Below are 20,070 nucleotides of genomic sequence, written 5' to 3'. Positions count from 1 at the left end.
GCAATTGTGAGAGTCCATGGGAGCTTACTTAAGTAAGTGACCGTGGCGAGCACGTGCAGCCAACGCAGTCGCAGCGTGAAAGACGAAGAGTAATACAGATCAGCGGCAACGCATGGCATAACGCCATAATCAGGAAATCTAACTATGTGTGGAATTGTTGGCGCAGTTGCGCAGCGTGATATTGCTGAAATCCTTATCGAAGGATTACGTCGTCTGGAATACCGTGGTTACGACTCTGCCGGTCTGGCAGTGGTGGATGCAGCAGGGCACATGACCCGCCTGCGCCGCCTCGGTAAAGTGCAAATGCTGGCGCAAGCCGCGGAAGAAACGCCGCTGCATGGCGGTACCGGTATTGCACATACGCGCTGGGCGACGCACGGCGAACCCTCAGAAGGCAACGCACACCCGCATGTGTCTGAACACATCGTCGTGGTGCATAACGGCATTATCGAAAACCACGAACCGCTGCGCGAGGAACTTAAAGCGCGGGGGTATACCTTCGTTTCTGAAACTGATACCGAAGTTATTGCTCACCTGGTTCACTGGGAACTGGAGCAAGGCGGTACGCTGCGTGAAGCGGTGCTGCGTGCGATCCCTCAGCTGCGTGGTGCATACGGTACGGTGATCATGGATTCTCGCGATCCAAGCACCCTGCTGGCTGCCCGTTCCGGTAGCCCGATGGTCATCGGCATGGGTATGGGCGAAAACTTTATCGCCTCCGATCAGCTGGCTCTGCTGCCGGTCACCCGTCGCTTTATCTTCCTGGAAGAGGGTGATATCGCCGAAGTGACGCGCCGTAGCGTTACGGTCTTTGATAAATCTGGCGCAGAGGTGAAGCGTCAGGAGATTGAATCCAGTCTGCAGTACGACGCGGGTGACAAAGGCACTTATCGTCACTACATGCAGAAAGAGATTTACGAGCAGCCGAACGCGATCAAAAACACGTTGATCGGGCGCATCAATCACGGCGAAGTGGATCTGAGCGAACTGGGCGCAAACGCGAATGAGATGCTGGCGAAAGTGGAGCATATTCAGATCGTTGCCTGCGGAACGTCTTACAACTCCGGCATGGTTTCGCGTTACTGGTTTGAAGCGCTGGCTGGCGTGCCGTGCGATGTGGAAATCGCCTCTGAATTCCGCTATCGCAAATCAGCGGTGCGTCGCAACAGCCTGATGATCACCCTTTCCCAGTCCGGTGAAACGGCGGATACCCTGGCGGCACTGCGTTTGTCTAAAGAGCTGGGATATCTCGGTTCTCTGGCGATCTGTAACGTGCCGGGCTCTTCGCTGGTGCGTGAGTCCGATCTGGCGCTGATGACCAAAGCGGGGACAGAAATCGGTGTGGCGTCGACCAAAGCGTTCACCACCCAGCTGACCGTTCTGCTGATGCTGGTGGCGAAACTGGCGCGTCTGAAAGGCCAGGATGCGTCGATTGAGCACGATATCGTTCATGGTTTGCAGGCGCTGCCGAGCCGCATTGAGCAGATGCTGTCTCAGGACAAACGCATTGAAGCGCTGGCGGAAGATTTCTCTGATAAACACCACGCACTGTTCCTGGGCCGTGGCGATCAGTATCCAATCGCGCTGGAAGGCGCGCTGAAGCTGAAAGAGATCTCCTATATCCACGCCGAAGCCTACGCGGCAGGTGAGCTGAAACATGGCCCACTGGCGCTGATTGACGCGGACATGCCGGTTATCGTCGTTGCGCCGAACAACGAACTGCTGGAAAAACTGAAATCCAACATTGAAGAAGTGCGCGCCCGTGGTGGCCAGCTGTACGTCTTTGCCGATCAGGATGCCGGTTTTGTTAGCAACGACAACATGCACATCATTGAGATGCCGCATGTGGAAGAGGTGATTGCACCGATCTTCTATACCGTTCCGCTGCAACTGTTGGCTTATCACGTCGCGCTGATTAAAGGCACCGACGTTGACCAACCGCGTAACTTGGCGAAGTCAGTTACCGTAGAATAATCCCTTCAGGCTCCATCTTCGGGTGGAGCTTTTCTCTTTCCTGCTGGTTTGTTTTTAATCAATCCCTTCTCTCTTTGTTGATGACAATCTGTCATTTTCAGCTACTTTTTCAGTGTCACACAAATAAAATTTTTCTGAAAACAGAGTGTCATAAAGATACCTAACCTTCTGTTTATTAATGCTTATTTCGCGATTTTTTAAGTTAAACTTTTCATGTCATAAAACTGTCATATTTCGTACATTTATCTGTCACCTGATTGTCCTATTTTGCTCATCGTAGCCACTAAACAACGATTTACGAAATCCTTGCAGGAGACATTATGAAAGTTATGCGTACCACTGTCGCAACTGTTGTCGCCGCGACCTTATCGATGAGCGCGTTCTCTGTATTCGCAGAAGCAAGCCTGACTGGCGCTGGTGCAACTTTCCCTGCGCCGGTGTATGCCAAATGGGCAGATACCTACCAGAAAGAGACCGGTAACAAGGTTAACTATCAGGGTATCGGCTCCTCCGGTGGCGTTAAACAAATTACGGCTAATACCGTTGATTTCGGTGCATCTGACGCGCCATTGTCCGATGACAAACTGGCTCAGGAAGGTCTGTTCCAGTTCCCAACCGTTATCGGTGGTGTTGTGCTGGCCGTGAATATCCCGGGTCTGAAATCTGGCGAACTGGTGCTGGATGGCAAAACCCTTGGCGATATCTACCTCGGCAAAATCAAAAAATGGGATGATGAAGCCATCACCAAACTGAACCCAGGCGTGAAACTGCCTTCGCAAAACATCGCTGTGGTTCGTCGTGCTGACGGTTCCGGTACGTCCTTCGTCTTCACCAGCTACCTGGCGAAAGTGAACGAAGAGTGGAAATCCAAAATCGGTTCTGGCTCTACGGTTAACTGGCCGACCGGTCTGGGCGGTAAAGGTAACGACGGTATCGCCGCGTTCGTACAGCGTCTGCCGGGTTCAATCGGTTACGTTGAATACGCTTACGCCAAGCAAAACAACCTGGCTTACACCAAGCTGATTTCAGCTGACGGTAAACCGGTTAGCCCGACCGAAGAAAACTTCGCAAATGCCGCGAAAGGCGCTGACTGGAGCAAATCCTTCGCACAGGATCTGACGAACCAGAAAGGTGACGGCGCGTGGCCAATCACGTCCACCACGTTCATCCTGGTGCACAAAGATCAGAAGAAACCTGAGCAGGGCGCTGAAGTGCTGAAGTTCTTCGACTGGGCATACAAAAACGGTGGCAAACAGGCTAACGACCTGGATTACGCAAGCCTGCCGGACAGCGTGGTTGAGCAGATTCGTGCTGCATGGAAAACAAACGTGAAAGACAGCAGCGGTAAAGCATTGTATTGATTTGGCATACTGACGAAAATGGCGGGTGAATTTCACCCGCTTTACTTCGTAAAACGTATTTAACAGAAGAGTAATTTATGGCTGCAACCAAGCCTGCTTTTAACCCTCCGGGTAAAAATGGTGACAAGATTTTCAGCGCGCTGGTAAAACTGGCTGCGCTGATTGTGCTATTGCTGCTGGGCGGCATTATCGTGTCACTGATTTTCTCCTCCTGGCCGAGCATCCAGAAATTCGGGTTCGCCTTCCTGTGGACCAAAGAGTGGGATGCACCGAACGATATTTACGGTGCGCTGGTGCCGATTTACGGCACGCTGGTCACTTCGTTTATCGCCCTGCTGATTGCCGTTCCGGTGAGCTTTGGTATCGCGCTGTTCCTGACGGAGCTGGCCCCTAACTGGCTCAGGCGTCCGCTGGGCATCGCGATTGAACTGCTGGCGGCGATTCCGAGTATCGTTTACGGCATGTGGGGCCTGTTTATCTTTGCTCCGCTGTTTGCGAAATACTTCCAGGAACCGGTGGGCAATGTCCTGTCGAATATTCCTTTTGTTGGCGCGCTGTTCTCCGGCCCGGCGTTCGGGATCGGTATTCTGGCCGCAGGCGTGATTCTCGCCATCATGATTATCCCGTACATTGCGGCGGTCATGCGCGATGTGTTTGAACAAACGCCGGTGATGATGAAAGAGTCGGCCTACGGTATCGGCTGCACTACGTGGGAAGTTATCTGGCGCATCGTCCTGCCGTTCACCAAAAATGGTGTTATCGGCGGCGTCATGCTGGGTCTGGGTCGTGCGCTAGGTGAAACCATGGCGGTGACCTTTATCATCGGTAACACCTATCAGCTCGACAGCGCCTCGCTGTTTATGCCGGGTAACAGTATTACCTCCGCGCTGGCAAATGAATTTGCCGAGGCGGAATCAGGTCTGCATGTGGCGGCGTTGATGGAACTGGGTCTGATTCTGTTCGTTATCACCTTCATCGTTCTGGCGATCTCCAAGCTGATGATCATGCGCCTGGCGAAAAATGAGGGGGCACGCTAATGGCTACGCTCGAAATGCAAAGCACCACTGCGCTGGCAGAATCTCGCCGCAAAATGCAGGCGCGCCGTCGCTTCAAAAATCGCCTTGCGCTGACGCTTTCTATGGCGACGATGGCGTTTGGCCTGTTCTGGTTAGTGTGGATCCTGTTCTCGACGATCACGCGCGGCATCGACGGGATGTCGATTGCGCTGTTCACCGAGATGACGCCGCCGCCAAATACGGCGGGTGGCGGGCTGGCAAACGCCCTGGCAGGCAGTGGCCTGCTGATCTTCTGGGCGACCGTTGTCGGAACGCCTCTCGGCATCATGGCGGGGATTTATCTGGCGGAATATGGCCGTAAATCCTGGGTCGCTGAGGTGATTCGTTTCATCAACGATATTCTGCTTTCCGCGCCGTCTATTGTGGTTGGCCTGTTCGTCTACACCATTGTGGTCGCGCAGATGGAGCACTTCTCAGGCTGGGCGGGCGTGATTGCGCTGGCGCTGCTGCAAGTGCCTATCGTTATCCGTACTACTGAGAACATGTTGAAACTGGTGCCGGACAGCCTGCGTGAAGCGGCTTATGCGCTGGGTACACCGAAATGGAAGATGATTTCCGCGATTACGCTGAAAGCGTCAGTCTCCGGGATCATGACCGGCATCCTGCTGGCGATTGCGCGTATCGCAGGCGAAACCGCGCCGCTGCTGTTTACCGCGCTTTCGAACCAGTTCTGGAGCACCGACATGATGCAGCCCATCGCTAACCTGCCGGTCACCATCTTTAAATTTGCGATGAGCCCGTTTGCCGAGTGGCAACAACTGGCCTGGGCAGGGGTGTTAATTATCACTCTGTGCGTACTGTTGCTGAACATTCTGGCGCGCGTCATTTTCGCGAAACAGAAACACGGTTAATTTTTACGGCGCGGCATCACGCGGCGCCGAATGAGGAAATGAGTCAATGAGTATGGTTGATACTGCACCGGGTAAGATTCAGGTTCGTGATTTGAACTTCTACTACGGTAAATTCCATGCACTGAAAAACATCAACCTGGATATCGCCAAAAACCAGGTGACGGCATTTATCGGTCCATCGGGCTGTGGCAAATCCACCCTGCTGCGTACCTTTAACAAAATGTACTCGCTCTATCCGGAGCAGCGTGCGGAAGGCGAAATCCTGTTGGATGGCGACAATATTCTGACCAATACCCAGGATATCGCCCTGCTGCGTGCCAAAGTGGGCATGGTATTCCAGAAACCGACGCCGTTCCCGATGTCCATTTACGACAACATCGCCTTTGGCGTGCGCCTGTTCGAAAAGCTGTCTCGCGCCGATATGGACGAGCGCGTGCAGTGGGCGTTGACCAAGGCCGCACTCTGGAACGAAACCAAAGATAAGTTGCACCAGAGCGGATATTCTCTCTCTGGGGGCCAGCAGCAGCGTCTGTGCATCGCGCGCGGTATCGCGATTCGCCCTGAAGTGCTACTGCTCGATGAGCCATGTTCAGCGCTGGATCCGATCTCAACGGGCCGTATTGAAGAGCTGATCACCGAGCTGAAGCAAGATTACACCGTGGTGATTGTCACCCATAACATGCAGCAGGCCGCGCGTTGTTCAGACCATACGGCGTTTATGTACCTGGGCGAATTGATTGAGTTCAGCAATACGGACGATCTGTTCACCAAGCCCGCCAAAAAACAAACAGAAGACTACATTACCGGTCGTTACGGCTGATATGTCCTTCATCTTTTAGGCTGTACCCGCGTTGGCGGCCTTTGCTTACTCCGGTCACGTAGAGAACTACGCTTTCGGGGATTTGCTCAGTTGCCGCCCTGTTGCAGCCAGAAATATTTTGGGCATCTGGAGGAATGATGGACAATCTCAACCTTAATAAACACATTTCCGGTCAGTTTAACGCCGAGCTGGAAAGCATTCGCACTCAGGTCATGACCATGGGTGGCATGGTGGAGCAGCAGCTTTCTGATGCGATTACCGCGATGCACAATCAGGACAGCGAGCTGGCGAAGCGCGTGGTCGAAGGCGACAAAAACGTCAATATGATGGAAGTCGCGATCGACGAAGCCTGCGTCCGCATTATTGCGAAACGTCAGCCGACGGCGAGCGACCTGCGTCTGGTGATGGCGATCATCAAAACCATCGCTGAACTTGAACGTATTGGCGATGTGGCCGATAAAATCTGCCGCACGGCGCTGGAGAAATTCTCTCACCAGCACCAGCCGCTGCTGGTCAGCCTGGAGTCGCTGGGCCGCCACACCGTGCAAATGCTGCATGACGTGCTGGATGCCTTTGCGCGTATGGATCTGGATGAAGCGGTGCGTATCTACCGTGAAGACAAGAAGGTCGACCAGGAATATGAAGGCATTGTGCGTCAGCTGATGACCTACATGATGGAAGATCCGCGCACCATTCCAAGCGTCCTGACCGCGCTGTTCTGCGCCCGCTCTATCGAGCGTATCGGCGATCGTTGTCAGAATATTTGCGAATACATCTTCTACTTCGTGAAGGGACAAGATTTCCGTCACGTTGGGGGCGATGAGCTGGACAAACTGCTGGCGGGTAGCGATCCGAAAGAGTGATGTTGACCTAGCCCTCTCCCACCGGGAGAGGGAAGGTTTCGCGACGTTCCCTCAATCACTGAGCGTTTCGCTTTTCTCCCTCTCCTGTGGAAGAAGAGGGGTGAGGGGAAACTTAGCGGGTAATCTTCCACCCGCGCGCTTTCCACAATTCCGGCAGCTGCGCTAAATCGGTAAAGGTCGTCACTTTCGGATGGTCAATCGGCTTGTTATGCGGATCGGCGCAGAAGTAAAACACCTCCATTCCCGCATCAATCCCCGACTGCGCGCCCGCGCTGGAATCGTCCACCAGAATACAGTTCTCCACGTTCACATTCATCGCTTTCGCCGCATGGAACATCAACGCAGGATCGGGCTTCCAGCGCTGGATATCGTAACCGCTGAACAGTTTTTCCGGGAAGTGATGCAACATCTTCAGTTTGCCGAGAGAGTGCTGCATTTTGGTGACCGGTCCGTTAGACACTACGCACATCGGTACCGCCATGGAATCCAGCAGCGCGTTTGCGCCCGCGATGACGTCCAGTTCCGAGTCGAAGAGGCGTGCGACCTCGGCGCGGTAAACAGGCTCTAAGTCCGCTTTCGCAAGACTGACGCCGTGCTCGGCGTTGATGATGTCAATAATCTCGTAAAGCTTCACGCCTTTAAAGCGCTTAAAAATCTCTTCGAGATCGAGCGTAATGCCAAATTCCTGGAACATGCTGACATACGCGCGGGAACAAATGACCTCACTGTCGACCAGCGTACCGTCGCAGTCGAAAAATACCGCTTCAATCTCAGACATGCTTTTCCCTTTTAACAAGTTTAACGTTTACGTACTGCAGAATCACGAGACGCAATCGTTGCCGTATAAGCAAAATCAATGAAAAAAAGTATCTCGTAACCGCCCTTATTGTCGCATTTTGGTATAGGATAGCGACGAATTTTCCCTCCTATGTTCGGAAATTGATGATGAGTCAACAACACACTACCCAGACGTCTGGTCAGGGTTTGCTTGAGCGCGTGTTCAAATTGCGCGAGCACGGCACGACGGCACGCACCGAAGTGATCGCTGGTTTCACCACCTTCCTGACGATGGTGTATATCGTTTTTGTTAACCCGCAAATTTTGGGCGTTGCTGGCATGGATACCAGCGCCGTCTTCGTCACCACCTGTCTGATTGCTGCTCTCGGCAGTATTCTGATGGGCGTGTTTGCTAACCTCCCGGTGGCGTTGGCGCCGGCGATGGGTCTTAACGCCTTCTTTGCCTTTGTTGTCGTGCAGGCGATGGGGCTGCCGTGGCAAGTGGGGATGGGCGCCATCTTCTGGGGTGCTGTCGGCCTGTTGCTGCTGACCATTTTCCGCGTGCGTTACTGGATGATTGCCAATATCCCGGTGAGCCTGCGCGTGGGGATCACCAGCGGGATCGGCCTGTTCATCGGCATGATGGGGCTGAAAAACGCGGGCGTTATCGTCGCGAACCCAGAAACCCTGGTGAGCATTGGTAATCTGACGTCTCACAGCGTTCTGCTGGGCGTGCTGGGCTTCTTTATCATCGCGATTCTGGCCTCCCGCAATATTCATGCGGCAGTGCTGGTGTCTATCGTGGTGACGACGCTGCTGGGCTGGATGATGGGCGACGTGCAGTATCACGGCATCGTCTCTGCGCCACCGAGCGTGTCTAGCGTGATTGGTCACGTTGATCTGGCGGGGTCGTTTAACCTGGGCCTGGCGGGCGTGATTTTCTCCTTCATGCTGGTCAACCTGTTCGACTCCTCCGGGACGCTAATCGGCGTGACCGACAAAGCCGGTCTGGCAGATGAGAACGGCAAATTCCCGCGCATGAAGCAGGCGCTGTTTGTTGATAGCGTGTCGTCTGTCGCGGGCTCATTTATCGGTACGTCGTCTGTTACCGCTTATATTGAGTCGTCGTCCGGCGTTTCCGTCGGTGGCCGTACCGGTCTGACGGCCGTTGTAGTTGGTCTTCTGTTCCTGCTGGTGATCTTCCTTTCGCCGCTGGCGGGGATGGTTCCACCGTATGCGGCCGCAGGCGCGCTGATTTATGTGGGCGTGCTGATGACGTCTAGCCTGTCGCGTGTGAAGTGGGAAGATTTAACCGAAGCGGTTCCGGCGTTTATCACTGCCGTGATGATGCCGTTTAGCTTCTCGATCACCGAAGGTATCGCGCTGGGCTTCATCTCTTACTGCGTGATGAAAATCGGTACCGGTCGTTTCCGCGAGCTCAGCCCATGCGTTGTTGTTGTGGCGTTGCTGTTTGTACTGAAGATTGTGTTTATCGATGCACACTAAGTTGCCAGTGGTGTCAGGTGGCGCTTTGCTTTCCTGACCTACGCTCTGATTTCCCTCTCCCGGTGGGAGAGGGTTCGCACTTCTCTTATGCTTTAACCCGCTGAATATAATCCCCAAACGCAGTCAGCTGACCGGTCAGATGATCCAGCGTGCTTTGATCGACCACTTCGCCCGTTTGCGTATCCACTTTATTCTGAATCACACCGCCCATAAATTCCGGCTTGTTCATCACCATCGCATCCAGGAACACCAGGATTTGGCGCAGGTGATACTGACAGCGTGCGCCGCCAATCGCGCCCATTGAGCTGGTCTGGATCAACACAGGTTTACCGGCAAGCGGCTGATTGGGTAAGCGTGACAGCCAGTCGATCGCATTCTTCAACCCACCTGGCACCGAGTAGTTATATTCCGGTGTGACAATCACTACGCCGTCCGCCTGGCGGATTTGCTCTGCAAGCGCTTCCACACTGTGCGGGAAACCTTCTTCCTGCTGAACATCGGCGTCATACAGCGGAATATCACCAATGGAGGGTAATGCCGACACGTCCATTCCCGCAGGGGCAAGTTTGGGTAGCGTGCGGGCAACCATCCCATTAAATGAGCCTTTACGCAGGCTTCCCAGTAACGTAACAACTTTCAACGTATCAGACATGATTACTCCTTTTCGCCATGATGGCCCAGGACGGGTCAATTGAGGGTTAACGCTTTTTCTGTCGGTAAGCTGATTAATCTTATCAGGCGGGCTGCGGGTTTGTTAGCGCGAGCCGGAACATCAGGCAGGCTACGCCACCCGTATCGACTGTCAAATTCCCAGATTCTCAGGCGCTCAATGGCAGGCGTCACGGCAATGGACCAGATCAAAACGTCTTCCGCGTCGCTAAGCGCTTCAACGCGTGCCGCTTTGGCGGAACGCAGGCGGCCTGAGCCCGGCAGGAGCTGCAACAAGCTCGCGTCATCGACCGCGCAACCGGAGAGTTTTTGGATGCTCTGACGGAGAGTAATCAGCTGCGCTTTGGCTTCGTTGGGATCGTTTTGATTGCGCACCCACAGCTTTTCATTGCTGGAGAGCGGGTAATCGTCGTGCGCGTGGGGACCGTGGAAGCTATGCGTGACGCGCTGAAGTTCCATATCCAGCCCACAATCTCCCTCCGTCGTCAGCGCTACACCCACGATATTCCCCGTATACGCCACCGAAAAACTCGGGAGTTCGGGATCCGCAAAAACGGGGCGGCCCTCAGGCTGCGTGAGCATTTCGGGGAGTTCGCTCGTGCCATAAAGCATAAACATCAGCTCGGCGAGTAGCGCACGGGAGGCCAGGAATCGCGTGCGTCGATGTTCCGGTAGCGTACGTGCCTGATTGTGGCAGGCCGAAGAGAGCCTGACGGAGGCAAGTCGTCCTTCTGTCAGTATCCCTCTTGCAAAATGCGTTGCCATTTTTCGCTCCATGATAATGGTCAGTGACAGGTTAAACGGTTACACCATTATCGCTTAACTTTGCATCTGTTTTAATCGGTAAATGGGGGTATGAGAAGCCAATGAACCGAACTTTACATTTGCAGGGGCAAAAAAGAGATCCTTAGCGCAGTGAATCGCAATACAACGCCTTGATTGTCTCTTTCAACCAGACAAGTTTGGGGTTGTGACTGTTCCGTTTATGCCAGATCAGCGTGAAAGGGACGGTGAGTTTTTCAGACAGCGCTTCGTCAATGGGGATTGGACGGCTGACCAGATTGCGCTGGTGGATCTGATTATAGTGATGGCAATAGTGCGGCGCGGTCGCAATGTAGTTGTGGTGAGGTTGCGCGGCCATAAACATCGACTGCTCAAAACCCGGCAGACTGAGAGCAATGTTGCGCTCGTGTCCCATCTCTCTGAGCACTTCGTCCAGCGCCCAGGTGTCGCTGCGTTCCCAGAAGATGCTGATGTGCGGATAACGCAGAAACGTCTCCAGATTCCACTCTTCCTGGAGCGCGGGGTGATCTTCGCGCAAATAGACGCAGGGACGGTCGCTAAACAGGATTTCGTAGTCGATAAACCACGGCATCAGTTTCAGGAGTTCGCGCGAGCGTGGGTGCGTTTCGCGTCCGGTAAAGCCAAGATCGACTTCCCCTCGCGTAATGGCATCCAGCGAATCGTAATCCCAGTGCCGCATACGCACGGTCGCCTGCGGATAGCGCTCATTCACCTGCTCCAGCAAAGTGTTAAAACGGATCAGCATCAGCGGCGTTTCCGCCGCCAGTTCGAATTTCAGTCCGCCCGGCGAGTCGTGATGGAATTTATCGAGGATCTGATTGCCAATCTGCATCCAGTCCGTGAGGTCTTGCTCAAGACTGACCGTCAGCGGTGTCGGGAGCAGTCCCAGCGGCGTTTTGACAAACAGCGGGTCGTCAAACCAGTCGCGCAGTTTCGCCAGCGATTTACTGACCGCCGACGGAGTGACGTTCATGCGCTTTGCCGCTTTGGTGACGCTGCGCTCCTGCAGCAACAGCTGCAGGCACAGTAACAGATTAAGATCGAGACTGCTGAGGGGCTTCTTCATAATGCGCCGCGGGCTGTATCGCCATAAGTAACAGGATACACAGCATGCTACAGCCAATCAGGATCCCGATCAGCATATTCAGGGCATTAAGGCCGATCACCGCAGCGAGCCATATCCACAGGGATGACCCGCACACCTGTGCTATACCCAGCGCGGAACTGGCGACGCCCGCCCGCAATGAGAACGGCCCTAACGCCTGGCTCATCGCCACGCCAAACCCCACGGAGAAACCGGCGCAAATCAGCGTAATGCCTCCCAGCATGATGGCATGTGAGCTTGCGGTCGCCAGAATCACGCCTGCGGCCAGGAACAACACCTGAGAAGTAAGCATCAGCGTACGCTGGCTGAAGACGTTGAGTGCAAAGGGTGTAGAAAACGACACCGCCATGCTGACCATCGCCGTCAGCGCCATCACCGTTGAATATTCGCCCCGATCAAACCCCATCGTTTCCATTAGCAATACCGGGGAAACGTTTACAAAGGTGAGAATGACGGCCACGCTCATCGTCGTGACTAACAGACGGCTGATGAAAAAGCGGTTGAGCAGCGTTTCGGCGGGTTGGATCGTTGCGGAATGCCCGGAATGATGCGAGCCGGGGTGCGTCTCTTTTAGCACGGTGATCGACAGAATAAAGACCAACGCGCCCATGGCGGCCATCGTCCAGAACAGGCTCTGCCACGGCAGCTTGAGCATAATCAGATAGCCGACAACAGGTGCAAGCACTGGAATAATACAGGTGATGCCGTTCAGCATGGAAAGCACTTTGGCGCGACGCTGAGCGCTGAGGGTATCGCGTAAAATCGCAAATGCCACCACGTAGCAACCGCCCGCGCCGATGCCCTGGATAAACCGGCCAGAGAGGAACAGCGTGCTGTCCTGCGCCATTGAGCAGAGCACGGAGGCCAAAGCAAAGATTACTGCGCCGGTAATGGCGACGGGCTGTCGTCCGGCTTTGTCGGCGATCTTCCCGGCAAATAACATCGACGAGGCCATACCTGCCAGATAGGCAGAAAACGCGATATGTAATTGCGCTTCGCTGGCCCCCAGGTCTCGCGCGATATGCGGAAGGCCAACCAGATACATATCGATGCCTGATGGATAAAGTAGAACTAAAGCAAAACTACAAAACAGAAAACGCGCCATAAATCCCCCATGTCAGGCAGGCGCAAAGCATAGGGGGATTACGGTGAAAGCGCGAGTTGCCATTTGGACACTAGTGATTTCCTGTCAGGAAATCACCAGGGGATCATGAGGATTATTTACCGATACAGAAGCTGGAGAAAATGCGTCCCAGCAAATCATCTGAGGTAAATTCGCCGGTGATCTCGCTCAGACTCTGCTGCGCCAGGCGCAGCTCTTCTGCCAGCAGTTCTCCCGCCCACGCGCCGAGCAGTTGTGCTTTGCCCTGATCGAGGTGATTTGCAGCCGCTTCAAGCGCCTGTAGATGACGACGACGCGCCAGGAAGCCGCCTTCCATATTGGTTTCAAAGCCCATGCTCTGCTTGAGATGGTTACGCAGGTCTTCAATGCCTTCACCGGTTCGAGCCGACAGGCGAATCAGTGAGTGACCGTTTACATCGCTCAAACCCAGCGTTTCGCCGGTCATATCGGCTTTGTTACGCACGACGGTAATCGGCAGTTTAGCCGGCAGGCGAGCAATAAAGTCAGGCCAGATATCCGCAGGATCCACTGCGCTGGTGGTAGTGCCATCCACCATAAACAGCACGCGGTCGGCTTGTTCAATTTCCTGCCAGGCACGCTCGATGCCGATACGTTCAACTTCGTCGCTGGCGTCGCGCAGGCCAGCAGTATCAATAATATGCAGCGGCATGCCGTCGATATGAATGTGTTCACGCAAAACGTCGCGGGTTGTGCCCGCTATATCGGTCACGATCGCCGCTTCGCGACCTGCAAGGGCGTTCAGCAGGCTCGATTTTCCGGCGTTTGGACGCCCGGCAATCACCACTTTCATCCCTTCGCGGAGCAAACTTCCCTGACGCGCCTCGGCACGAACCGCTTCCAGATCGGCCATCACGGTGTTCAGCTGTGCTTCGATTTTGCCGTCAGACAGGAAGTCGATCTCCTCGTCCGGGAAGTCGATGGCAGCTTCGACATAGATTCGCAGGTGAGTAAGTGCTTCCACTAAGTGATTCACGCGTGCGGAAAACGCACCTTGCAACGAGTTCAGTGCGGAACGGGCCGCTTGTTCGGAACTGGCGTCAATCAGGTCGGCAATGGCTTCGGCCTGGGCCAGATCAAGCTTGTCGTTCAGGAAAGCACGCTCGGAGAACTCACCCGGTTTAGCGATGCGCAGGCCCGGCAGCGTCAGAATACGTTTTAAAAGCAGGTCGAGGATAACGGGACCGCCGTGACCCTGCAGCTCCAGCACGTCTTCGCCGGTAAAGGAATTTGGGCCGGGGAACCACAGCGCGATGCCCTGATCCAGCGCGGTGCCGTCCGCATCTTTAAATGGGAGATAGTCGGCGTAGCGCGGCTTTGGCAATTTGCCCAGCACGGCTTCGGCCACCTCGCGCGCCTTCAGGCCGGAGATACGCAAAATCCCTACGCCACCGCGTCCTGGTGGGGTTGCCTGGGCGACGATAGTGTCGTTATGGCTCATGGTTTTTCTCGTCAAATACAAATAAAAAAGGCGGTCAAATGACCGCCCTTATTTTAGCGTTATCTTACCGGATTAGGATTTTTTCTTTTCGCGGCTATGCAAACCACGTTTTTCCAGACCACGGTAAATCAGCTGCTGCTGAAGGATCGTCACCAGGTTGCTGACGATATAGTACAGCACCAGACCTGACGGGAACCACAGGAAGAACACGGTGAAGATGACCGGCATAAAGGTCATGATCTTCTGCTGCATCGGGTCGGTCACAGTGGTCGGCGACATCTTCTGAATGAAGAACATCGTGATACCCATCAGGATCGGCAGGATGTAGTACGGGTCCTGTGCAGACAAGTCATGGATCCACAGTGCGAACGGCGCGTGGCGCAATTCAACGGAGCCCATCAGCATGTAGTACAGCGCAAGGAAGATTGGCATCTGAATCAGCAGCGGGAAGCAACCACCCAGAGGGTTTACCTTCTCTGCTTTGTACAGGGCCATCATTTCCTGGCTTTGACGCTGTTTGTCATCGCCCAGACGCTCACGCATCGCCGCAATCTTCGGCTGCAGCATACGCATCTTCGCCATGGAGGTGTACTGCGCCTTGGTCAGCGGGTACATGATGCCACGAACGATAAAGGTGATAACGATGATGGAGAAGCCCCAGTTGCCCAGGAAGCTATGGATCCATTTCAGCAGTTTGAACAGCGGCTGAGAGATGAACCACAACCAACCGTAATCTACCGTCAGATCCAGGTGCGGTGCGACGGCTGCCATTTTATTCTGGATTTCCGGACCGACCCACAGGGTGCTGCCCAGCGTACCGGTTTGACCCGGCTGAACCAGAACCGGCTGTGACTTATAGCCGATAGCGGCGATGCCATTGCCCAGATTTGCAGTATAGAAGTTGTTAACACCGTCGTTGTTCGGCACCCACGCTGTCGCGAAATACTGCTGCAACATCGCAACCCAGCCGCCTTTAGCACTGACGTTCAGGTTTTCGTTATCCGCGATGGTGTCGAATTTGTATTTCTCGTACTTGGTATCTGGCGTGGAGTACGCCGCGCCACGGAAAGTGTGCAGCGCAAAGTTGCTGCTTCCGGTGTCACGGTGAGACGGCAGATTGATGGATTGCTTCAGCTGACCAAACGTCGAAACTTCCAGTGGTTTCGCACTGGTGTTCTGCACGTTATAGCCCACACTCACCGCATACTCACCGCGTTTCAGGGTGAAGGTTTTGGTGAACGTGTTGCCGGCCGCGTCAGTGTAAGTCATCGGGATCGCGAGTTCATTCTGGCCATCAGCCATCACAAACGTATCTTTATCGACGTTATACAGCGGACGAGCACCGTTAGCCGGGTTATCTGGGCCATCACGACCGGTCAGGCCGCTCTGTGCCTGATAGAGGAACTCTGGCGTCGTTTCCAGTAACTGGAACGGTTCGTTTGACTTCAGCTCTTTCGGGTAGGTCAACAGCAGCGCCTGCTCAATATCACCACCACGGGTGTTGATTGTCAGCTCAAGCACATCGGTTTTAACCGTAATCTGTTTTCCCTGGCCACTGGCCGGTACGCCCTGGTCGGCGGCGCTACCCGCTGCGGTGGTCGTGGTCTGCGTGGTCTGCTGTTGCTGGGGTTGAGGATTTTTATCCTGTTCCCATGCTTGCCAGATCATGAAAGACACGAACAACAAAGCGATGACTAAAAGATTGCGTTGCGAATCCATCGTTAGTGTTCTCTGGTATCAAATGGTCCGGGCGGGACGGGGTCGTCACCACCAGGGTGTAAAGGGTGGCATTTTAATACGCGTTTCACCGTCAACCAACTGCCTTTTATCACTCCAAACCTGCGCAATGCCTCAATTCCGTAGCTAGAACACGTTGGCGTGAAACGACAATGCGGCCCCAGCAGCGGACTGATCAGGCGCTGATAGACCCTGATAAGGCCTATCAGGACCCGTGAGCCAGGCGACAGTGGCGGCGCCATAGTTTTTCCAACGCTTCCGAGAGAGCACGGTTATCGAGGTCAGCAACCCCCTTTTTCGCCACCACAACGAAATCCATTGACGGAAGTTCGTGTTGACGTAAACGGAAGCTTTCACGCGTCAGACGTTTAATCCGATTGCGTTCATGCGCACGCTTAACGTTTTTCTTGGCGACTGTGAGACCGATGCGGGGATGCCCCAGCGAATTTTGGCGGCCGAGGATGGTGATTTGCGGCGTGCCAGCCCGATATGGCTGCTGGAAGACGAATGTGAAATGAGTGGGAGTTAACAAACGTAACTCCCTGGGAAATGCTAGCTTAACCACTCAGGGGTTAGCTTTATTACTTGGAAACGGTCAGACGAGAACGGCTTTTAGCACGACGACGTGCCAGAACCTGACGACCATTTTTAGTAGCCATACGAGCACGGAAGCCGTGAGAACGGTTGCGCTTCAGTACAGACGGTTGAAAAGTGCGTTTCATGGCGATTTCTACCTAAACTTGAATAAATTCACTGACTTTCGCGTATACCCGAACGATTAACGAACGACTAACGCCTCAGCGTGGGTGATTAAAGAGGCCGGATTGTAATAATTGTACACTCCGGAGTCAATTCTCTTTCCTTATTTCCCGCGTATTTCCGCACCTTTTCGCGTGGAAAATGAACAACGGTCCGACGCAGGAAGTCGAGCATCACGCGCCGGGTGGAGGATTATACGACCTCCCAACCAAATCGCAAGGATCGTCCAGGATCTTCATGAGATCATTTAAGCAGAAAATTGTCTTTGCTCATTAAATTTTCCAATATGCGGGCCAAATCGTGCGTGCTCCAGCCAGGATCGATTACACTTACCCGGTTTCGGATCTTCCTGTGGATAAATCGGGAAGAATCTGTGAGAAACAGAAGATCTCTGGCTCAGTTTAGGCTATGATCCGCGGTCCTGATCGGGATCCCAGTGGGTCTGGTCAGGCAAAATTGCAGATAGCAATTCGCACGTCACCCTTTTGCACAGGGTCTTGTCGACGTGTGCCAACAATCACGATTATTCAGTGTCTTTCTTTTATTGTTCGAGTGGAGTCCGCCGTGTCACTTTCGCTTTGGCAGCAATGTCTTGCCCGATTGCAGGATGAGTTACCAGCCACAGAATTCAGTATGTGGATCCGCCCGTTGCAGGCGGAACTGAGCGATAACACGCTGGCTTTGTATGCGCCAAACCGTTTCGTGCTCGATTGGGTAAGGGATAAATACCTCAATAACATCAATGGATTGCTTAACGATTTTTGCGGTGCAGATGCCCCGCAGCTGCGTTTTGAGGTGGGGACGAAACCCGTCACCCAGACCGTCAGAGAGACCGTGAACGTAGCGGCTCCCGCGCAGATTCATGTGCCTACTCCACGCATCATCCAGCCCGCGCGTTCGGGTTGGGACAACGTTCCAGCACCCGCGGAACCGACCTACCGCTCCAACGTTAACGTTAAACATACGTTTGATAACTTTGTAGAAGGTAAATCGAACCAGCTGGCGCGTGCTGCGGCCCGTCAGGTTGCGGACAACCCAGGCGGCGCCTATAACCCACTGTTCCTTTATGGCGGCACTGGCTTAGGTAAAACGCACTTGCTGCATGCGGTGGGCAACGGCATTGTGGCGCGCAAGCCCAATGCAAAAGTAGTGTATATGCACTCCGAGCGCTTCGTTCAGGACATGGTAAAAGCCCTGCAAAACAACGCGATCGAAGAGTTTAAACGCTACTACCGCTCCGTCGATGCGCTGTTGATCGATGACATTCAATTCTTTGCTAATAAAGAACGATCCCAGGAAGAGTTTTTCCACACCTTCAACGCATTGCTTGAAGGCAATCAGCAGATCATTTTGACCTCGGATCGTTATCCAAAAGAGATCAACGGCGTTGAAGATCGTCTAAAATCTCGTTTTGGCTGGGGCCTGACCGTGGCGATCGAGCCGCCGGAGCTGGAAACCCGCGTTGCGATCCTGATGAAAAAAGCGGACGAAAACGACATTCGCCTGCCGGGTGAAGTGGCGTTCTTTATTGCTAAGCGACTGCGTTCCAACGTTCGTGAGCTGGAAGGCGCGCTGAACCGTGTGATTGCCAACGCCAATTTTACGGGCCGGGCGATTACCATTGATTTCGTGCGTGAAGCGCTACGCGATCTGCTGGCGCTTCAGGAAAAGCTGGTCACCATCGACAATATCCAGAAGACGGTGGCCGAGTATTACAAAATCAAAATTGCCGACTTGCTGTCCAAGCGTCGTTCTCGCTCGGTAGCGCGTCCGCGTCAGATGGCGATGGCACTGGCAAAAGAGCTGACCAACCACAGTCTGCCGGAAATTGGCGACGCGTTTGGTGGCCGTGACCATACGACCGTCCTTCATGCCTGCCGTAAGATTGAGCAGTTACGTGAAGAAAGCCATGACATAAAAGAAGATTTTTCCAATTTAATCAGAACCCTATCATCGTGACGCTATGAAATTTACCGTTGAACGTGAACATTTATTAAAACCGCTGCAACAGGTGAGTGGCCCATTAGGTGGCCGCCCGACGCTGCCTATTCTTGGTAATCTGCTACTGCAGGTCGCTGACGGCACGCTGTCGCTGACGGGAACCGATCTTGAAATGGAAATGGTTGCTCGTGTGACGCTGTCTCAGCCACATGATGCAGGCGCAACGACTGTCCCGGCGCGTAAATTCTTTGATATTTGCCGTGGATTGCCAGAGGGCGCGGAAATTGCTGTGCAGCTGGAAGGCGACCGTATTCTGGTGCGTTCTGGCCGCAGTCGTTTCTCACTCTCAACGCTGCCTGCGATTGATTTTCCGAACCTCGACGACTGGCAAAGTGAAGTTGAATTCACCCTGCCGCAGGCGACGATGAAACGTCTGATTGAAGCCACCCAGTTTTCGATGGCGCATCAGGACGTTCGTTACTATTTAAACGGCATGCTGTTCGAAACCGAAGGTGAAGAACTCCGTACCGTGGCGACCGACGGCCACCGTCTGGCGGTCTGCTCGATGCCCATTGGCGTGACGTTGCCCAGCCATTCGGTGATCGTCCCGCGTAAAGGCGTGATTGAGCTGATGCGTATGCTCGACGGCGGCGAAAACCCGCTGCGCGTACAAATTGGTAGCAATAATATTCGCGCACACGTTGGCGATTTTATCTTTACGTCCAAGCTGGTTGATGGTCGTTTCCCTGATTATCGCCGCGTTTTGCCGAAGAATCCGGACAAAACGCTGGAGGCGGGCTGCGATATCCTTAAACAGGCCTTTGCCCGTGCAGCGATCCTCTCAAACGAGAAATTCCGCGGCGTGCGTCTGTACGTGAGTGAAAACCAGATCAAAATCACCGCGAATAACCCGGAGCAGGAAGAGGCAGAAGAGATTCTGGACGTCACCTACGCCGGGACTGAAATGGAAATCGGCTTCAACGTCAGCTACGTGCTGGATGTGCTGAATGCGCTGAAATGCGAGAACGTTCGTATTCTGCTGACCGATTCGGTTTCAAGCGTGCAGATTGAAGATGCGGCCTCACAAAGTGCAGCCTACGTCGTCATGCCAATGCGCCTCTAGTGGAAAATATCGGGCTATCTTACTTGCCATTTTCAACCTGGGCTGTGCTCGCCCCTGTCGCGTACTCCGTGTACGCTCCAGGGTCTGCGCGCAGTCCGCGTTGAAACGGGCTGCGCCGATTA

Annotated in this window: 19 protein-coding genes; 9 read left to right on the top strand and 10 right to left on the bottom strand. The window is 54.0% G+C overall.

Going from position 1 to position 20,070, the window contains the following annotated elements; genetic code table 11:
• Nucleotides 1–144 precede the first annotated feature (144 nt).
• From glmS to phoU, 6 genes are all read left to right on the top strand, one after another.
• The gene (gene glmS, locus AC0LWE_RS19390; RefSeq protein ID WP_059180673.1) at nt 145–1,974 is read left to right on the top strand and encodes a glutamine--fructose-6-phosphate transaminase (isomerizing); all 1,830 of its coding nucleotides are present in this window, start codon (nt 145–147) and stop codon (nt 1,972–1,974) included.
• A gap of 320 nt (nt 1,975–2,294) precedes the next feature.
• Nucleotides 2,295–3,335 carry a phosphate ABC transporter substrate-binding protein PstS gene (pstS, locus tag AC0LWE_RS19385; protein ID WP_059180672.1) on the top strand — a complete coding sequence of 347 codons (1,041 nt, stop codon included), beginning with the start codon at nt 2,295–2,297 and terminating at the stop codon, nt 3,333–3,335.
• 77 nt (nt 3,336–3,412) lie between these two features.
• On the top strand, nt 3,413–4,372 hold the full coding sequence (gene pstC, locus AC0LWE_RS19380) for a phosphate ABC transporter permease PstC (RefSeq protein WP_059180671.1): 960 nt from the start codon (nt 3,413–3,415) through the stop codon (nt 4,370–4,372).
• Nucleotides 4,372–5,262 (top strand): phosphate ABC transporter permease PstA, encoded by an 891-nt coding sequence (pstA, locus tag AC0LWE_RS19375; protein WP_015961094.1) that lies wholly within the window; start codon nt 4,372–4,374, stop codon nt 5,260–5,262. The genes pstC and pstA overlap by 1 nt, the downstream gene beginning before the upstream one ends.
• Nucleotides 5,263–5,308: 46 nt before the next feature.
• Nucleotides 5,309–6,082 (top strand): phosphate ABC transporter ATP-binding protein PstB, encoded by a 774-nt coding sequence (gene pstB, locus AC0LWE_RS19370; RefSeq protein WP_015961095.1) that lies wholly within the window; start codon nt 5,309–5,311, stop codon nt 6,080–6,082.
• Nucleotides 6,083–6,219: 137 nt separating this feature from the next.
• Complete coding sequence (gene phoU, locus AC0LWE_RS19365; RefSeq protein ID WP_015961096.1) at nt 6,220–6,945, top strand: phosphate signaling complex protein PhoU; 726 nt, start codon at nt 6,220–6,222, stop codon at nt 6,943–6,945.
• A 112-nt stretch (nt 6,946–7,057) separates the two neighbouring features.
• Here phoU and yieH read toward each other — a convergent pair whose 3' ends face one another.
• Entirely contained in the window at nt 7,058–7,723 is a 666-nt protein-coding gene (gene yieH, locus AC0LWE_RS19360; protein WP_015961097.1) for a 6-phosphogluconate phosphatase, read from the bottom strand.
• A gap of 167 nt (nt 7,724–7,890) precedes the next feature.
• On the opposite strand from yieH, the gene AC0LWE_RS19355 reads away from it, so the two are divergent.
• On the top strand, nt 7,891–9,228 hold the full coding sequence (locus tag AC0LWE_RS19355; RefSeq protein WP_138108109.1) for an NCS2 family permease: 1,338 nt from the start codon (nt 7,891–7,893) through the stop codon (nt 9,226–9,228).
• A gap of 85 nt (nt 9,229–9,313) precedes the next feature.
• Here AC0LWE_RS19355 and AC0LWE_RS19350 read toward each other — a convergent pair whose 3' ends face one another.
• From AC0LWE_RS19350 to rpmH, 9 genes are all read right to left on the bottom strand, one after another.
• On the bottom strand, nt 9,314–9,880 hold the full coding sequence (locus tag AC0LWE_RS19350) for an NADPH-dependent FMN reductase (RefSeq protein WP_131487833.1): 567 nt from the start codon (nt 9,878–9,880) through the stop codon (nt 9,314–9,316).
• A gap of 35 nt (nt 9,881–9,915) precedes the next feature.
• Nucleotides 9,916–10,662: a 4'-phosphopantetheinyl transferase family protein gene (locus AC0LWE_RS19345; protein ID WP_059180668.1), complete on the bottom strand. Its 747-nt coding sequence runs from the start codon at nt 10,660–10,662 to the stop codon at nt 9,916–9,918.
• Between the two features lie 142 nt (nt 10,663–10,804).
• Complete coding sequence (gene yidZ, locus AC0LWE_RS19340; RefSeq protein WP_059180667.1) at nt 10,805–11,767, bottom strand: HTH-type transcriptional regulator YidZ; 963 nt, start codon at nt 11,765–11,767, stop codon at nt 10,805–10,807.
• On the bottom strand, nt 11,736–12,911 hold the full coding sequence (locus tag AC0LWE_RS19335) for an MFS transporter (protein ID WP_202668230.1): 1,176 nt from the start codon (nt 12,909–12,911) through the stop codon (nt 11,736–11,738). The genes yidZ and AC0LWE_RS19335 overlap by 32 nt, the downstream gene beginning before the upstream one ends.
• A 112-nt stretch (nt 12,912–13,023) precedes the next feature.
• Nucleotides 13,024–14,388, bottom strand: a complete 1,365-nt coding sequence (gene mnmE, locus AC0LWE_RS19330) for a tRNA uridine-5-carboxymethylaminomethyl(34) synthesis GTPase MnmE (RefSeq protein WP_202714117.1) — start codon at nt 14,386–14,388, stop codon at nt 13,024–13,026.
• Nucleotides 14,389–14,460: 72 nt separating this feature from the next.
• On the bottom strand, nt 14,461–16,107 hold the full coding sequence (yidC, locus tag AC0LWE_RS19325; protein ID WP_015961104.1) for a membrane protein insertase YidC: 1,647 nt from the start codon (nt 16,105–16,107) through the stop codon (nt 14,461–14,463).
• Between the two features lie 2 nt (nt 16,108–16,109).
• Nucleotides 16,110–16,367, bottom strand: a complete 258-nt coding sequence (gene yidD, locus AC0LWE_RS19320) for a membrane protein insertion efficiency factor YidD (protein WP_015585463.1) — start codon at nt 16,365–16,367, stop codon at nt 16,110–16,112.
• On the bottom strand, nt 16,331–16,690 hold the full coding sequence (gene rnpA / locus AC0LWE_RS19315; RefSeq protein ID WP_041689569.1) for a ribonuclease P protein component: 360 nt from the start codon (nt 16,688–16,690) through the stop codon (nt 16,331–16,333). The genes yidD and rnpA overlap by 37 nt, the downstream gene beginning before the upstream one ends.
• Before the next feature lie 16 nt (nt 16,691–16,706).
• On the bottom strand, nt 16,707–16,847 hold the full coding sequence (gene rpmH, locus AC0LWE_RS19310) for a 50S ribosomal protein L34 (RefSeq protein WP_002220736.1): 141 nt from the start codon (nt 16,845–16,847) through the stop codon (nt 16,707–16,709).
• Nucleotides 16,848–17,448: 601 nt separating this feature from the next.
• Between rpmH and dnaA the strand changes: the two genes are divergently transcribed.
• Entirely contained in the window at nt 17,449–18,843 is a 1,395-nt protein-coding gene (gene dnaA / locus AC0LWE_RS19305; protein WP_041689172.1) for a chromosomal replication initiator protein DnaA, read from the top strand.
• 4 nt (nt 18,844–18,847) lie between these two features.
• A complete protein-coding gene (gene dnaN / locus AC0LWE_RS19300; RefSeq protein WP_059180664.1) occupies nt 18,848–19,948 on the top strand; it encodes a DNA polymerase III subunit beta in 1,101 nt (366 codons plus the stop codon).
• The last annotated feature ends 122 nt before the right edge of the window (nt 19,949–20,070 follow it).

This window comes from Lelliottia sp. RD5 (assembly GCF_056032945.1).
Note: the sequence above shows the minus strand (reverse complement) of the source record. Positions and strands in the feature narration are given on the sequence as shown.

Excerpts from the sequence above, each read along its gene's own strand:
- glmS (WP_059180673.1), top strand. The coding sequence starts at position 145 with ATGTGTGGAATTGTTGGCGCAGTTGCGCAGCGTGATATTGCTGAAATC.
- pstS (WP_059180672.1), top strand. The coding sequence starts at position 2,295 with ATGAAAGTTATGCGTACCACTGTCGCAACTGTTGTCGCCGCGACCTTA.
- pstC (WP_059180671.1), top strand. The coding sequence starts at position 3,413 with ATGGCTGCAACCAAGCCTGCTTTTAACCCTCCGGGTAAAAATGGTGAC.
- pstA (WP_015961094.1), top strand. The coding sequence starts at position 4,372 with ATGGCTACGCTCGAAATGCAAAGCACCACTGCGCTGGCAGAATCTCGC.
- pstB (WP_015961095.1), top strand. The coding sequence starts at position 5,309 with ATGAGTATGGTTGATACTGCACCGGGTAAGATTCAGGTTCGTGATTTG.
- phoU (WP_015961096.1), top strand. The coding sequence starts at position 6,220 with ATGGACAATCTCAACCTTAATAAACACATTTCCGGTCAGTTTAACGCC.
- yieH (WP_015961097.1), bottom strand. The coding sequence starts at position 7,723 with ATGTCTGAGATTGAAGCGGTATTTTTCGACTGCGACGGTACGCTGGTC.
- AC0LWE_RS19355 (WP_138108109.1), top strand. The coding sequence starts at position 7,891 with ATGAGTCAACAACACACTACCCAGACGTCTGGTCAGGGTTTGCTTGAG.
- AC0LWE_RS19350 (WP_131487833.1), bottom strand. The coding sequence starts at position 9,880 with ATGTCTGATACGTTGAAAGTTGTTACGTTACTGGGAAGCCTGCGTAAA.
- AC0LWE_RS19345 (WP_059180668.1), bottom strand. The coding sequence starts at position 10,662 with ATGGCAACGCATTTTGCAAGAGGGATACTGACAGAAGGACGACTTGCC.
- yidZ (WP_059180667.1), bottom strand. The coding sequence starts at position 11,767 with ATGAAGAAGCCCCTCAGCAGTCTCGATCTTAATCTGTTACTGTGCCTG.
- AC0LWE_RS19335 (WP_202668230.1), bottom strand. The coding sequence starts at position 12,911 with ATGGCGCGTTTTCTGTTTTGTAGTTTTGCTTTAGTTCTACTTTATCCA.
- mnmE (WP_202714117.1), bottom strand. The coding sequence starts at position 14,388 with ATGAGCCATAACGACACTATCGTCGCCCAGGCAACCCCACCAGGACGC.
- yidC (WP_015961104.1), bottom strand. The coding sequence starts at position 16,107 with ATGGATTCGCAACGCAATCTTTTAGTCATCGCTTTGTTGTTCGTGTCT.
- yidD (WP_015585463.1), bottom strand. The coding sequence starts at position 16,367 with ATGGCGCCGCCACTGTCGCCTGGCTCACGGGTCCTGATAGGCCTTATC.
- rpmH (WP_002220736.1), bottom strand. The coding sequence starts at position 16,847 with ATGAAACGCACTTTTCAACCGTCTGTACTGAAGCGCAACCGTTCTCAC.
- dnaN (WP_059180664.1), top strand. The coding sequence starts at position 18,848 with ATGAAATTTACCGTTGAACGTGAACATTTATTAAAACCGCTGCAACAG.